13 protein-coding genes are annotated in these 15,105 nt (G+C 66.5%); 1 reads left to right on the top strand and 12 read right to left on the bottom strand.

All coding sequences use genetic code 11. The features are described from left to right. The first annotated feature begins 15 nt into the window (after positions 1-15). Entirely contained in the window at positions 16-534 is a 519-nt protein-coding gene (locus ACXAID_RS15920) for an Rv2253/PknI dimerization domain-containing protein (RefSeq protein WP_475023181.1), read from the top strand. A gap of 22 nt (positions 535-556) precedes the next feature. Here ACXAID_RS15920 and ACXAID_RS15915 read toward each other — a convergent pair whose 3' ends face one another. From ACXAID_RS15915 to ACXAID_RS15860, 12 genes are all read right to left on the bottom strand, one after another. Further along, the gene (locus ACXAID_RS15915; protein ID WP_475023180.1) at positions 557-2,182 is read right to left on the bottom strand and encodes an MCE family protein; all 1,626 of its coding nucleotides are present in this window, start codon (positions 2,180-2,182) and stop codon (positions 557-559) included. Then, complete coding sequence (locus ACXAID_RS15910; protein WP_475023179.1) at positions 2,182-3,510, bottom strand: MCE family protein; 1,329 nt, start codon at positions 3,508-3,510, stop codon at positions 2,182-2,184. Before ACXAID_RS15910 ends, ACXAID_RS15915 begins: the two co-directional genes overlap by 1 nt. Then, positions 3,507-4,994, bottom strand: coding sequence for an MCE family protein (locus ACXAID_RS15905; RefSeq protein WP_475023178.1), 1,488 nt, complete (start codon positions 4,992-4,994; stop codon positions 3,507-3,509). Before ACXAID_RS15905 ends, ACXAID_RS15910 begins: the two co-directional genes overlap by 4 nt. Then, positions 4,978-6,081, bottom strand: a complete 1,104-nt coding sequence (locus tag ACXAID_RS15900; protein ID WP_475023177.1) for an MCE family protein — start codon at positions 6,079-6,081, stop codon at positions 4,978-4,980. Before ACXAID_RS15900 ends, ACXAID_RS15905 begins: the two co-directional genes overlap by 17 nt. Further along, positions 6,082-7,107 (bottom strand): MCE family protein, encoded by a 1,026-nt coding sequence (locus ACXAID_RS15895; protein WP_475023176.1) that lies wholly within the window; start codon positions 7,105-7,107, stop codon positions 6,082-6,084. It abuts the gene before it with no gap. Next, complete coding sequence (locus tag ACXAID_RS15890) at positions 7,104-8,297, bottom strand: MCE family protein (protein ID WP_475023175.1); 1,194 nt, start codon at positions 8,295-8,297, stop codon at positions 7,104-7,106. The genes ACXAID_RS15895 and ACXAID_RS15890 overlap by 4 nt, the downstream gene beginning before the upstream one ends. 103 nt (positions 8,298-8,400) lie before the next feature. After that, positions 8,401-9,258, bottom strand: coding sequence for an MlaE family ABC transporter permease (locus ACXAID_RS15885; protein WP_475023174.1), 858 nt, complete (start codon positions 9,256-9,258; stop codon positions 8,401-8,403). A gap of 10 nt (positions 9,259-9,268) precedes the next feature. Then, positions 9,269-10,078, bottom strand: a complete 810-nt coding sequence (locus ACXAID_RS15880; RefSeq protein WP_475023173.1) for an MlaE family ABC transporter permease — start codon at positions 10,076-10,078, stop codon at positions 9,269-9,271. Then, complete coding sequence (locus ACXAID_RS15875; protein ID WP_475023172.1) at positions 10,068-11,237, bottom strand: thiolase C-terminal domain-containing protein; 1,170 nt, start codon at positions 11,235-11,237, stop codon at positions 10,068-10,070. Before ACXAID_RS15875 ends, ACXAID_RS15880 begins: the two co-directional genes overlap by 11 nt. After that, a complete protein-coding gene (locus tag ACXAID_RS15870) occupies positions 11,234-12,445 on the bottom strand; it encodes a Zn-ribbon domain-containing OB-fold protein (protein ID WP_475023171.1) in 1,212 nt (403 codons plus the stop codon). The genes ACXAID_RS15875 and ACXAID_RS15870 overlap by 4 nt, the downstream gene beginning before the upstream one ends. A gap of 34 nt (positions 12,446-12,479) precedes the next feature. Further along, entirely contained in the window at positions 12,480-13,688 is a 1,209-nt protein-coding gene (locus ACXAID_RS15865) for a CaiB/BaiF CoA transferase family protein (protein ID WP_475023170.1), read from the bottom strand. Positions 13,689-13,783: 95 nt separating this feature from the next. Beyond that, positions 13,784-15,105, bottom strand: a 1,322-nt coding sequence (locus ACXAID_RS15860; RefSeq protein WP_475023169.1) for an aldehyde dehydrogenase family protein, incomplete at its 5' end; no start/stop codon positions are given.

Genomic DNA, 15,105 nt, shown 5'->3' with positions numbered 1-15,105 from the left:
ATTAGGCTGGTGTCCATGCGTGCATTGCGAGTTGTCGGTGGCATGGCGGCCGCCGCTATCACCGCGATCGGTGGAGTGGGAGGCGCGCCTGTCGCCCAGGCCTCGAGTTTCGGAGTGGACATCAGCGGCACCTGGGAGGTGTTCTCCGACGGGGAGTGGGCCAGGACCAACGAGGTCCTGATCGATGAGCGCTCGGTGCTGGAGACCTGGACGGTCAACGTCTCGTGTGTGAGCCCGATCGAATGCAACGGCGAAGTGACCAGCAGCCTCGGCTGGACCGGAACCGCCCGTCTCAGCGATTTCTGGTACATCGAGCACGAGGTGCCGAACTGGATGCCGTGCCCGAACGGCACGTGGGCCACGGGCCATCAGATGTTCATCCTGTGGGGTGTCAATCCGGTGACCCGAGAACGGATCAACAAGAACATCGAGACCTTCGCCGGACGCAACGTCACCAAGAGTGTCAGTGGCGCCTGTGGCGTCAATACACCGAAGGTCATCGAGCTTCCGGTACGCATGCAGAAGATCAGTTGATCGACCGATCTGATACCGGCCCTCAGGACGGCATCAGATCGGTCCATGACTTCGGTGCCGTCCCGCCTGTCGTGACCTGCTGCAGCTGTCCGTCCGGCGTCAGGAACTGACCCGTCTGCGGATCGTACTGTGTGCTCGCCACCGACGGACTCACCGTCCCACCACCCTCGAATGCACTGGGGGCAGCGGGAACCGCCTGCTCGGGCAATAGGGGACCCTCTGGTACCGGGTTGCCGTACGTCGGTGGCGCAGGGAGATACGGGGCGGGCGGGGGCGGCGCGCCGGCGGGCGCCAATTCGGGTGACCCCAGCGGAGTTCCGGAGGGAACGGCCCCCGGCGGCAGCGGCGTGCCCTCCACCGGCGCGTAGATCCGTTCCTCGAAGTCCACCCGGTCGTCGACCGGAACGCCCTGAGCGACCAGGTTCGGGTCGAAGGGATAGGCGCCCAGGATGTGCTGCCGCATCGCCAACGGCACGAATCCGCGGGGGTCGTTGCACAGTTCGACCGTCGGCGCGCGCTTTCCGGGATGGCCCATGCAGGGGTAGTTCCGCGCACCGCGCACGTTGGCCGGCGAATCCTGCGGCAGCTTGCAGTACAGACCATCCGGGGTGTCCAGCGTGGTCTCGTCCTCGGGGTTGCGCCACTGCGAAGGTGGTAGGAAGCCGACCGTGCACGGGTTCGGGTCGCTGATCGTCAACGCGAAGTCACCCGACGCCTGCCCAGTGGGATTGTTCTTTCCCAGCCCGAACGACTGCTGAGCCGACACGACACCCGGCAGCAGCACCAGGAGTTGCTCCAGCGACGGGTTGTAGGTCACCAGGATCTGACCCACGGTCGTCAGATTGGCCAGCAGTATCGGCAGCGTGGGCTTGACCTCGTTGAGCAGGGCACTGACTTCCTGCGCGAAACCGGGCCCCTGCTGCAGGATCGACCGCAGCTCCGGGTCGTTCTGGACGAACTGCGCCGTGATCCCGTTGAGGCTGCGCGCCCAGGTCCGGATCGCATCGGCGGTCTCGGCCTGCGAATCCAGCAGCGGCCCGCTGTCATCGATCAGCGATCGTGTCTCACCTCCGACACTGTTGAAGTCTTCGCTCAACGTCGACCCCGAGTCCAACAGCGACCCGAAGTCAGGTCCGGCACCGTCGAACGCCAGGAATGTCTCGTCGAGCAGGTCGGGAATCCTGTCCTTGGGCAGGCTGTCGACCAACACACTCAACTGGTCCAGCATCGGACCGACCTGCTGCGGAACGGAGGTTTCCGCCGCAGGAATTCGTGCCCCGTCGGCCAGGTACGGACCGGAATCGGTACGCGGGCGCAGGTCTACGTACTGCTCACCGACCGCCGAAACGCTGCGCACCTCAGCCTGCAGATCCGACGGGATCTTCGGTGAGGTATCCAGCGACAAGATGGCCTCGGCACCGTCTTCGGTGAGCCGCACATCGCGTACCTTGCCGATCTGAACCCCGCGGTAGGTCACATTGGCGAAGCGGTACAGCCCACCCGACTCGGGCAACTCCAGCGTCACGGTCAGGCGCCCTATCCCGAGCAGGGTGGGCACCTGGATGTAGGCGAACAGCATCACCGCGACACCGACGATCGAGGCGACGGTGAAGATGATCAACTGGGTGCGGACAAAGCGGGTCAGCATCAGCCCCCACCTCCCGGAGTCGAAGGGAGCGCGTCTGGGGCGGGCACCGGCGCTTGGTCACCGTACGGGCCGGCGAAGATCTGCGCGGACGTGATCGGCTCCGACTGCGGCAGCCAGGGCGCCGACGGCGGCGGCGGGACCACCGGCAGCAGCGGCCCGGATGCCGGCGGCATGGCGCCTGCAGCACCCTCGGCCGGCGCTGAGGGCAATGCCTCGTCAGGTGGCGGCGCGACCCCCAGCTTGATCGGGTCGTAGGTGTAGTTCAGGTAGTAGGGATCTCCGGGCGCGGGAATGAGTTTCGCGTTCTCATCCCCCCACCGGGTACCCAGTAGCAGCGTCTTCTTCAACCGCGGGTAGGTGATGTCGAAGATGGCGAACAGGTTGATGTAGTCACCCTTGGTGATCCGGTCAGCGAACGTAGGACCGTATGGGAAAGCAGTCGCCCACAACACCGCCAGGTTGAGGTCTGGGCCGATATCGGCGAGCGCCCCCAGACTCGGGCCGAGGTTCTCCAGGTTGGCGACGAGTTCATCGCCGGCATCGTCGACCAACCCGGCGGCCGTGTCGCTGAACTGACCGAGTTTGTCCAGCGCCTCGGTGAACCGCGGCCGTTCGCGGATCAACACATCGATTGCGGGCGGAATGTCCTGCAACGCCTTGTTGATGACGTCACGCTGCCCGGCGAACGTGCCGGCGACGCGCTCCAGCTGCTGGATCGAGGCGATGATGTTCTCGCGCTGACGGTCGAGCACACCGACGAAATCATCCAGCCGGGTGAGCAGCTCGCGAATCTCGGGCTCTCGCCCCGACAAACCCAGGTTGAAGTTGTGGATGATGTCGCCCAGCTGTCCGAGCCCTCCCCCGTTGACGACCGCGGACAGCGACGCCAATGTCTGCTCGGTGGTCGGGTAGGTCGACGACCGGTTCAACGGCAGGGTGGAGCCGGGTTGCAGCCGTCCCTGGGGTTCCTCGCCCAGCGGCGGGTTCAGTGCCAGATGCATCGAACCCAACAGGCTGGTCTGACCGACGGTGGCCACCGCGTTGGCGGGCACCACTACGTCGGGTTCGAGTGAGATCTCCACATTGGCGTGCCAGTCCTGCACGGTCATATCGCCGACGCTGCCAACGATGACGTCGTCGATCATCACCGGCGAGTTCGAATCCAGCGTGGCCACATTGGCGATCTCCACGTGGTACTTCGCGGCGTCTGGGCCTCGCCCCACTGCACCGGGCAGCGGTAGCGAGTTGACGCCCTGGAATGCACAGCCCGTCAGCGAGAGCGCGATGCTGCACCCACCGATGACCAGTTGCTTCACCCCTCGAATCATGACGGCGGCGTCCCTTCTGCGGGCAGCAGTGGCCCAGCCGGTGCAGGCGCCGGGGCCGGAGTGGGCGGCAGGAGCAGACCGTCGACCGTCTGCGGCTGGGCCGGGATGTTGGACAACACGTTGGGCGGTCCGGGAATCGGTGCGCCCGGGAACAGCGCCGGTGACGGGATCGCCGGTGCGTCGTCATCGGTAGTGTAGATACCGGGCGGTCCCGGTGGCGCGCCCCAACCCGGTGGGGGTGGAACATCGCCTGCACCGACATAGGCCGACACGGACGGCAGCGGCTCCGGCGGATCACCGGGGCCCGCGCCACCGGGTGCCAGTTTCGGATCGGTGTAGATCATCCGGTCCGGGTTCACCGCCGGCCGCAGGTACGCGTTGATCGGGAACGGCAGGTTCCCGAAGTTGACCAGCCGCAGCGCCGGGCCAAGGTAGTTCGCACAGAGCTTCGCAGTCTCGGGGGCTGTGGTATTCGCGACGCCGCCGATCAGGCCGCACACGAACCACACCGGGTTGGCGAAGTTCGCCAACGAGAATGCGCCGGTGACCGACCCGCCGTTGGGATAGTAGATGTTGTTGAAATTGGCGATCGCGTTCGGCGTCACGTGCAGCACGTTCTCGAAATCCATACGCTGATCGACCAGGATCTGGGTGAGTTCGCCCAGGCTCCGGATCTGCTCGGCGGTCTCCCCCCGGCTGCCGGCGACGAAGCGCTGCACTTCACCGATGGCCACCGAGAGGTCCGACAGCGCCGCGTCGAGATCGGAGCTGCTGTCATTGACCACGCTGGACAGGCTGGCCAACCTGTTCTGGAACAAGACGATCTGCTGCGTGCTGTCCCGCAGCGCTCCGACGAACACCTGCAGGTTCCTGACGATGTCGACGATGTTGCCGCTGCCTTCGGCGAAGATCCGTGCGACACCCGACAGTTGGGCAAGGGTTTCACGCAACTTCGCCCCGTTGCCCTCCAAGGCGTTGGCGGTGCTGTCGACGAAGCGGGAGATCGACGTTCCCGACTCGTCCGCCGCCGGCCCCAGCTCGGTGGCCAGGCGCATCAGCTGGGTCTTGACCTCGTCCCACTCGACCGGGACGGCGGTTCGGTTCTCGGGGATGACGCCGCCATCACCCATGGTCGGCCCGTCGCCGTCCCGGTAGGCCGGGGTCAACTGGACGTACCGGGCGGCAACCAGGTTCTGGGCGACGATGATGGCCTTGGCGTCGGCCGGCACGGGCACGTCGCGCGCGACGTCGAGGGTCATCTTGGTCTGGGTGCCCTCTGGTTCGATGCCGGCGATCGTGCCCACCTTGACCCCCGCGACACGGACGTCGTCGCCGGGGTAGATCGCCGTCGCGGTCGGGAAGTACGCCGTGATGGTCTTCGGTCCGAAGAACACCTGCCGAACCAGGAATGCCGCGCCGGCGACCAGGGCGATGGCCAGCAGCACCACCGTGGCGGCCAGCAGCCGCTTACGGGTTGCCGTCATTTGGGAGATCTCCTGGTTGAGGAATGCTGTTGTAAGGGAATGGTATTTCGGCCCGGGGACCGGCGTTGTCGGGCGGTTGCCCCGCATCGACACCGCGCCGGAATCCGAACGCATAGTCGAGGAACGGCTGCAGCAGCTGCGCCGGTTGGATGTTGGGAACCAGTGCGTTGTAGTAGGCGCCGTTCGAGACGATCTCGCCCTGGGTCAGGTAGTACTTCGCCGCACCGGGCAGCATCTTGGACAGATTCTCCCGGTTGCGCTCAAGCATGGTGGTCACGTTGTTCAGCCGCTCCAACGCCGGCGCCAGCTCCTCTTCGTTGTCGGCGACGACACCGGTCAACTGCTGCGAGACCGCCGAGATGTTGGCCAGCAGGCTGGTGATGGCGTAGCGGCGTTCGTTGACGACGGCGAGCAGGTCGTTGGAATTGAGGATCAAAGAATTCACCTGCCGGCTTCGCTCGGACAGGATGCCGGTGACATCGCCGGCGGTTCTGAGTAGCTCGGCGAGGCTTTCGTTGCGGTTGTTCAACGACCGCGACAGGCGTGACAGCCCATCGAACGTCGGCCCCAACTGCGGGGAGATCTGGTCGAGCGTCTGGGCCAGCGTGTCCAGCGACTGGTTCAGGGCGACGGTGTCGGTGTCCGCGGTGTTCTCGGTCAGTTCGCCGACCATATCTGTCAGCGAGTACGGCGAGGACGTCCGTGACGTCGGAATAACGTAACCCGGGTCCAGCGTTCCGCTGCCGTCCGATTCGAGTGCCAGCACCCGCTCACCGAGCAGGGATCCGGTCTTGATGTGCGCAGTGGTGCCGGAGCCCAGCGCGTACTTTCCGTCGATGGTGAACCCGACGAGCGCGTTGCCGTTGTCGAGTTCGATGGATGACACCGAGCCGACCTTGATTCCCGACACCGTCACGTCGTTGCCGGTGGTGAGTCCGCCGGCTTCGACGAACTCTGCCTGGTAGCGGAGGGACGTGGCCCAGGACAGCAGCCGCTCGGGCTGCAGGCCGACGGCGATCACCAGGATGATCAGGACGACACCGATGAAGCCGGCTCTGGCCAGTTGAGATCCGCGGTATTTGAGCATCTACTCGTCCACACACCTTCCGGTCTCTTGCTTGATCCAGGGGAACACCACCGTGCGGCCCTCGAGATCGCTGGCCCGGAAGGAGATCCCGCAGATGTAGTACGGGAACCAGGCGCCGTAGGAACCGACCCGGGCCAGTTTGCGGTACACCTCGGGTAGCCGCTGAAGGGTGGCGTCCAACCGCTCGAGGTCGGTGTCGAGGTTGGGTGCCAGCCGGCTCAGTTCGTCGACGGTGCCCGCCAACGGGGCCCGCCCCCGCGCCAGCAGATCCGCCAGCGAGGCCGTCCCGTTGTCCAGCGCGTCGATCGCGTTGCCGATCGGGTCCCTGTCTGCCGACAAGCCGGTGATGAGCTCATCGAGCTGACCGATCGCCCCGGAGAACTCCTCGCCATCGGCGGACAGCGTCTCGAGCAACGTTCCCAACTCGTCGATCAACCGCTCGATCACCTCGTTGTTGTCGGCAAGGGCATTGGTGAACGACGACGTCCTCGAGAACAACGATTGCAGGGTGCCGCCCTGACCTTGCAGGATCTGGATCAGCGACGAGGTCAACGAGTTGACATCCTGTGGATTCAGGCCCCGGATAACCGGTTTGAGGCCGCCGAGAAGGACATCGAGATCCAGCGCGGGCGCCGTACGGTCGACGGGGATCTGGCCACCGGGCGGGACGATCTTGGTCGAATCCGGAGTGTCGATCAGCTCGACGTAGCGGTCACCGACCAGGTTCAGGTAGCGGATCGCCGCGTTGGTGCCGGTGGTCAGCGCCACGTCGCGGTCGGTGTCGAAGGTGACCAGCACGTTGTGGTCGGGCTGCAATTCCACATCGTTGACGGTGCCGACCCGCACTCCGGCGATCCGGACGCTGTCACCGGATGTGAGCCGGGACGCATCGGTGAACACTGCCGAATACTGCTGGGTCGCGCCGGTTCTCGCGTCGCTGAAGATGAAGAACAGGAAGGCCGTCAGTACCGCCATGACGAGTCCGAACGCGGTGAACTTCAGCAGTGTGCCTGTTGATCGTGTCATCCGGGCATCCCGATCTGTGCGGTGTTGCGTGGCGGCCCGTCGAGCGGTCCGAACAGCCAGTTCTTCAGGCCCTCGGAGTTGAGCAGGATGCCGGAGTTTCCATATTGCGCGGGGTTGGCACCGACGTCACCGACGACCAGTGGCGGCACGAATTCGGGGGGCAGGTCGGGCAGACCGAGTTCGTCGCAGTAGTCCCTGCCGCCGCTCGAGGCGGCGACCTTCGGGAGGTCACGCGGGTACCGGTACCTCTCGACACCGAGTGTCAGACCGGACGAGGTGACGATCCCGGAGAACTGAGGAGCCGCCGCCTTGGCGAACGGGACGAGGCCACCGAGCCCGCACCAGAGTGACCTGCGGTACTCGTAGAGCAGATCGGTCGTCGGTACCAGCACCTTCAGCGCATCAGTCAGGCCCTGGCGGTTGCCACCGATCACCTCGTTGCCGAGATCGGCCAGACCGATGGCGCTGACCAGGAACGCGTCGAGGTTGTTCTGCTCATCGACGATGGAATTGCTCAGCGTCGTGGTGTTCTCGACGATCGACACCAGGTCAGGACCGGCATCGGCGTAGGCGGTGAACGCGGGAACGGCAACCTCGATGTCGCGTTCCAGATTGGGCAGGCTTGGTTCCAGTTGGGCGAGCGCCGCGTTGAAATCGGACATCGTCTGCCCGAACTTCTCCCCCCGACCGCTGAACGCCTGCGCCAGCGCCCCGAGGGTTTCGTTGAGCTTGGTGGGATCGATCGCGCCGAGGACGTTGACGAGCTGCTGGAAGACGGTATTGATCTCGACGGTGACGTGATCTCCCTGCAGCTGCTGGCCTGCCCTGAGGGTGCCCGACGGGTTGGGCGGCGGTTCGAGCTGGACGAACTTCGCCCCGAACACGGTTGACGAGGCGATGTCGACGTTCACATTGCCTGGAATGAGCCGCATCTGGGACGGGTCCATGGCCAGCTCGAGCTCTGCCATGCCGTCCGGACGGTAGGTGATCGATTCGACGCTGCCCACCTGCACACCGCGCATCTTGACTTTGGCGTCAGGGTTCATCACCAGGCCGGCCCGCGGGGAGACCACCGTGACCGTCTCGGTCTTGGTGAAGCTGCCGTTGAACATACCGAGCGCAATGACAAGGACAGCGACCAGCGCGACGACCAGGCCGAGGCCGGCCAACGGGCGCGCGTAGTGAGACACGCCGAAATGGCGACCCGAGGACGCCGCCAGCGGCGTTGCGGCACTGGTCGTCTCGGAACGATGGATAGGGCCGGGCCCGACGTTCTTGCTCAACTCGCCTCTCCTAGCCCGACAGGTTGAAGTTGCCGTTGGAACCGTAGATCGCCAGCGACACCAGCAGGGTCACCGAGACGACGACCACCAATGAGGTACGCACCGCGTTGCCCACCGCCGCGCCGACTCCCGAAGGGCCGCCCGACGCGAAGTAGCCGAAGTAGGTGTGGACCAACAGGATCGCGATAGCCATCAACACCGCCTGCAGGAAGGACCACAGCAGGTCGATCGGATTGAGGAACGTGTCGAAGTAGTGGTCGTAGAGGCCACCGGACTGGCCGAACAGGACGACGGTGGTGAACTGGGAGGCCAGGAAGGACAGGATCACCGCAATCGAGTACAGCGGGGTGATCGCCACCATGCCCGCAATGATCCGGGTCGACACGAGATACTCCACCGGCCGGATACCCATCGACTCGAGCGCGTCGATCTCTTCGTTGATCCGCATCGCACCCAGCTGGGCTGTGACACCCGCTCCGAACGTGGCGGCCAGGCCGATACCGGCCACCACCGGCGCGGCGATGCGCACGTTGATGAACGCGGCCAGGAAGCCGGTGAGCGCTTCGATTCCGATGTTTCCCAGTGACGAGTACCCCTGGATTGCCAATGTGCCGCCGGCCGCCAGGGTGAGAAAGCCGACGATCACGACGGTGCCGCCGATCATCGCCAGCGTGCCCGCACCCATCGAGATCTCGGCGATCAACCGGATGATCTCCTTGCGGAAGTGCACCGCCGCATGCGGCACACCAGCCATCGCACGGCCGTAGAACAAGGTGTGGTCGCCGATGCGTGAGAACAGGTCCCACGGCCGGCTCGCAAACCCGATCAGCCGCGGGAACCGCGACCGCAATACCGCTGAGGTGCCCATGATCTTCCGCCTAGCCCGTGGTCATCCGGATACCGATGGCGGTGACCACGACGTTGATCACGAACAGCGCCATGAATGCGTACACCACGGTCTCGTTGACGGCGTTACCCACCGCTTTGGCGCCGCCACCGGTGATGGTCAAGCCGCGATAGCACGCCACCAGCCCGGCGATCAGCCCGAAGAGCGCGGCCTTGATACAGGAGATGATCACCTCGGGTACCCCGGTCAGCAGCGTGATCCCGGCGGCGAACGCACCGGGATTGACGTCCTGGACGAAGACGGAGAAGAAGTAGCCGCCCAGGATCCCGATGATCACCACGAGGCTGTTGAGTAGCAGTGCCACCAACCCCGCCGCCAGCATTCTGGGTGTGACCAGCCGCTGCACCGGATTGATGCCCAGCACCTCCATCGCGTCGATCTCCTCGCGGATGGTGCGCGATCCCAGATCCGCACACATCGCGGTGGCGCCTGCACCGGCCACGATCAGCACCGTGACCAATGGACCCACCTGAGTGACAGCGCCGAAGGCCGCACCCGCACCCGACAGGTCCGCTGCCCCAAGCTCGCGCAGCAGGATGTTCAGCGTGAAACTCACCAGAACTGTGAACGGAATCGCCACCAGCAACGTCGGCGCCATGGCCACCTTGGCCACGAACCAGCACTGCTCCAGGAACTCCCGCCACTGGAACGGCCGCACGAACACGTAGCGCACCGCATCGAGCGCCATCGCGAAGAACCCACCGACAGCCTGCATGACGCCCGACAGACCGTTGGGCAGCGTGATGCCGGTCGACCACCGTTCCGGCCCCTTAACCGCCATTGCCCGCAGACCCTTCCAAGATCGTCACCGCCGATACTGCCGTAGGACCGCCGATGTTGTGTGCCAGCGCGATCCGGGCACCGTCAACCTGGTTGACGGCCTCGCCCCGCAACTGTTGAAACAACTCGACGCACTGTGCCACACCGGTGGCACCCGGCGGGTGACCCTTGGCCTTCAACCCGCCGCTGGGATTGACCGGCAATGCACCCCCGACGCTGGTCACCTCCGCCTCCAGAAGCTTGTAGCCGCCGAGCCGTTCAGCGAAGCCCAGATCCTCGTAGCTCATCAACTCGATCCCGGTCAGGAAGTCGTGCACCTCGGCGACGTCGACATCGGCCGGCGACAGGCCGGCCATCGCGAAGGCCTGCTTGGCAGCCCTGGTGGTAGCCGGCAGCGTGGTCATGTCCGGCTTGTGCTGATGCATGACCGAATCGAGCCCGAGTCCGACCCCCCGAATCCACACCGGCTGGTCGGTGAACCGGTCGACGACGTCTTCGGCCGCGAGGACCAGCGCTGCCGCGCCGTCGCTCTGCGGCGCGCAGTCGTACAGCCGGAACGGCGTCACCACGGTCGGTGCGTTCAGGGCCTGCTCCATCGTGATCTCAAAGCGCAGCCGCGCCTTCGGGTTGTCGACTCCATTGCGGTGGTTCTTGACCGCCACCATGGCTAAGTGTTCTTCAGTTGCCGGAGATTCGTGGAGATATCGGCGAACATGTAGGGCGAAACCTGCCGGTGCCACCAGGCCGAGGGGGTAATCCCAGGCCATGTCGCGGACCATCGCCTCCCACTCCCAGAGCATGTCGGCGGTGGTGGTGTCGCGCAGCTTGTCGGCACCCATCACCAGTGCGACATCGAAGGCGCCGGAGGCGATCCCGAACATCGCGTTGCGGATCGCGTCATGACCGGTCGCGCAGGAGTTCTCGATGCGGGTCACCGGCAGTTCGGGCAGCCCCAGCGTGTCGGCCAGGATCCCGGCGGGGAAGCCGTCGGCGGTTCCCATCGCACCGAACCACGCGCCCTGCAGATCGGTCTTGGCCAGACCCTTGTCCACCGACGCCGCGCATTCGGAAAAGGCCATCGGCAGCAGGTCCTTGATACCGAGCGCGAAGTGCTCGGCGAAGGGTGTCATGCCGGCGCCGACGATCGCCACCCGCCTCATGCCGCCCCCCTGGTCGACGAAGCCGTCGCGTCGGGTTCGAAGGCATAGCCGTAGTCGGGCACCCCGGAGCGCACCGCCACCCGGCGCAGGGCCAGCCGGCCCCGGTCGCCGATGTCGACGGTGCCCGGCGAGGCTCCGGTCACCTTGACCAGGGCGCGTACCCCGACGCCGTCGAGCTCGACGATGACCAACGAGTAGGGCGTGCGCAGCCCTGGGACGGCGATGTGCACGGTGGTCTCGGTGTAGACCGTGCCGGTGCGGGGCAGCGGCACCAATTCGTAGTCGGTGGCCAGCGCGCCGTCGGGGCCGACGCGGTAGCGCGGCGGGAAATCCAGCTCCGGAGAGTCACTGGAGTCGGTGAAGTCGGTGAACCGTCCCGCCTCCCAACGGACCTTCGCCTCGAATGCGCGCTCGTAGGCGGCCAGGGAGATGGGGATGTCGCCGTCGGCGACCAGCCGACCGTCCGGCATCGGGCGCGGTTCGGGTTCGCGGCGGTGAATGTGTGCCGATCCGCCGGCGACGCTGATGCCCGACAGGATCGCCTGCTCGACGGCGACCAGTGGACCCGTTGCGCCACGTTCGGCCAAGCCGGCCAGCGCGAACAGACTCGCGCTGGCGCCCGCGGTGGGCAGCGCGGGCGGATCCCCGAGACACAGTTCGACCGCCCGTTCGTGGTCCACTCCGGCCACCGCGACCGGGGTGTCCAACCAGGCGGCGGCCAGCGAGGCGATCAGACCCCGTTCGTGCAGCAACCGGGGGTCTCCGTAGTCGTGCACGTCGCCGCTGGACTTTCGGGTGCGCACCGGCAGGCTGCGCGCGACTCGCGCGGCGGTGCGCACCTGCAGTCCGCCTTCTGCGGTCAGGATCGCCGCCGCCCCGGCGGGTTGCAGGTCGGCACCGATGATCAGGGTCCGCGGACGTGCGGAGCTGACCGCGTCCACCGTCGCCGGCGCACCGCCAAGCCGCTCGTCGACCTCCAGTTCGGGGTCGAGCCCCAGCCCCGCCAGCAGCACCGCGGCGTTGCTGCTCTCCAGCAACGGAAGGTCGCGGCTGACCAGCACGACGCGTTCGACCGCACCGCCGTCCGCCAGCGCCGCCCGGCCGGCCTCGACGGCCATCGTGACGGCGTCCTCGTCATCGCCGGCCAGCCGCTGCAGGGGCGAGCCCCAGCACGGCAGGTAGGTCCCGACGGACGCGACGAATGGCATGTGAAGTCTTCCGGTTGTACTTACAGTAGGGCGATCAGGTTACGGCACCGGCGGTCTTGAGCTCGATGATTCGGTCCCAGTCCAGCCCCACTTCCAGCAGAATCTCGTCGGTCTGTTCGGCGAAGCCGGGAGCCGGGCCCGACGCCGGCGCGGCCACGTCGAACTGGACCGGGTTCGCCACCAGCTCGAGTTCGCCGGCCCGCACCAGGTATTCGTTGGCGCGGACCTGCGCGTCCTCGGCTGCCTGCAGGGTGTCCTGGACCGGCGCCCACGGTCCGGCCAGCGTCGCGAAGCGTTCGCTCCACTCCACCAGCGGACGCTTCTTCATGGCCTCGGTGAGGATGTCGGTGGCCGCCTCGGTGTTCTCGGCGATGGACTCCGCGGTCGCGAAGCGCGGATCGTCGATGAGCTCGTCGAGCTCCATGTGCCGGCACACGTCGGCCCAGAACTTGGTCGGCTGCATCATCACGAAGGAGATGTAGCGGTCGTCGGCCGTCGGGTACAGGCCGACCAGCGGGTTGATCGGCGACCCGTGCACCCCGGGCGGGAACGCCTCCATGCGCTGGTCGAGGTGTTTGGTCAGCGCAACCGTGTGGCCCATCGACCACAGACCGCTGCCCAGCAGCGACACGTCGACGACGGACGGCTCGCCCGAGCGCTCGCGTTTGAGCAGCGCCGCGGCGATGCCGCCGGCCAGGTTCGTCCCCGAGATCGTGTCCCCGTAGGCCGGCCCGGGCGGACCGATCATCCCCGGCATGTCCGGCGGGGTGATGGTGCGGGCGGTACCGGCCCGGCACCAGAACGCGGTCATGTCGTAGCCGCCCTTGACCGACTCCTCGCCGCGCGGACCGAGTGCACTGCCGCGCGCGTAGATGATCTTCGGGTTGACCGCGCGGATGTCGTCGACGTCGATGCCGAACTTCGCGCGGTGGCCGGGCAGGAAGCTGGTCAGGAACACGTCGGCGCGGCGGGCCAACTCCAGCAGCATCTCTTTGCCTTCGGGTACCGACATGTCCAGGCCGATGCTGCGCTTGAGCCGGTTGGCGTGCTCGATGTTGGGGTTCGGATCCCCCTCGACGCGCAACAGCCCGGTCTGGCGCAGACCGCGCTGCGGGTCGCCGGTGACGGCGTGCTCGACCTTGACGACGTCGGCTCCCCACTCGGCGAGCACCGCACCGGCCGACGGGACGAAGCCGTACATCGCGACCTCGAGAACGCGGATTCCGTCCAACGGCTTGCTCACCGGTCTGCTCTCCTCTTCGCGCAAGCGCTCATCGCTCTGCTCTCCTCTTCGCGCAAGCGCTCATCGCTCTGCTCTCCTCTTCGCGCAAGCGCTCATCAGCCGATCACCTCTGCCAGCGTCTTGCACTCGAGGAATTCCTCGAGCCCGGCCCTGCCCATCTCCCGGCCGATGCCGGACTGCTTGAAGCCGCCGAACGGACTGTCGGGCGCGAAGTACATCCCGCCGTTGATGGAGAAGGTGCCGGTGCGGATCCGCCGGGCCACCGCCTTGGCACGCTCGGCGCTGCCGAACACCGCCCCGGACAGGCCGTAGATCGAGTTGTTGGCGATGCGCACCGCGTCGTCGTCGTCGGTGTGGGCGATGACGACGAGCACCGGGCCGAAGACCTCTTCCTGAGCGATCTCACTGTCGGGGTCGACGTCGGCGAGCAGCGTCGGGGTGTAGAAGAAGCCGGGGTCGACCTTCTCCCCACCGGTGACCAGCGTGGCCCCGGCCGCCACCGCGCGCTGGACCATGCCGTCGACCTTGTCGCGCTGCTTGTCGCTGATCAGCGGACCCATGTAGGTCTTCGGATCGGTCGGGTCTCCGTAACGCACGAGCCCGAAGTTGTTCTTGATCAGCTCGACGATCTCGTCCTTGTGCTTCGCCGGGACCAGCAGGCGTGAGGTCAGCGCGCAGCCCTGTCCGGCGTGGGTGACCATGCTGAAGGCGGAGAACAGGGCAGCGGTGTTGAAGTCGGCGTCGTCGAGCACGATCGCGGCCGACTTGCCGCCGAGTTCGAGGAACACCTTCTTCAACGTGTCGCTGGCCGCGGACATGATCGCCCGCCCGGTCGGGGTCGACCCGGTGAAGGTCACCATGTCGACATCCGGACTCGTGGTCAGGGCCACGCCCACGGCGGGATCTGCACCGGAGAGGACGTTGACGACGCCGGCCGGGATGTCGGTGTGGTTGGCGATCAGCTCGCCGAGCGCCAGCGTCACCAGCGGGGTGTCGGGGGCGGACTTGAGCACCACCGTGCAGCCCGCGGCCAGCGCAGGCGCCAGCTTGGCCAGCGCGAGCTGGTTGGGATAGTTGTAGGCGATGATCGCCGCGACGACCCCGGCTGCTTCCTTCTCCACCCAGCGGTGGTGCTGCATGCCCCGGCTCTCGATGTTGCCGAGGTCCTCGGTCATCGGATAGGTCTTGAGCAGCTCGGCGTAGTACCGCACGATCTCGATCGGCCCGTCGAGCTGGGCGCCCTGGCACAGCGACTCGGTGGCACCCACCTCGGCGATGGTCAGGGCGGCGAGCTCGTCGCGGTGCTCGACCAGGGCCCGGTGCAGCTGCTCGAGACAGCGCACCCGAAGCTCGGTGTCGGTCGACCAGCCGCCGGCGTCGAAGGCGCGCCGCGCCGCGGCCACGGCCGCCTCGGCGT

Source organism: Mycobacterium sp. ABE4_509, assembly GCF_056160785.1.
The sequence above is the reverse complement of the archived record's forward strand: the minus strand, read 5'-3'. Positions and strand labels throughout refer to the sequence as shown.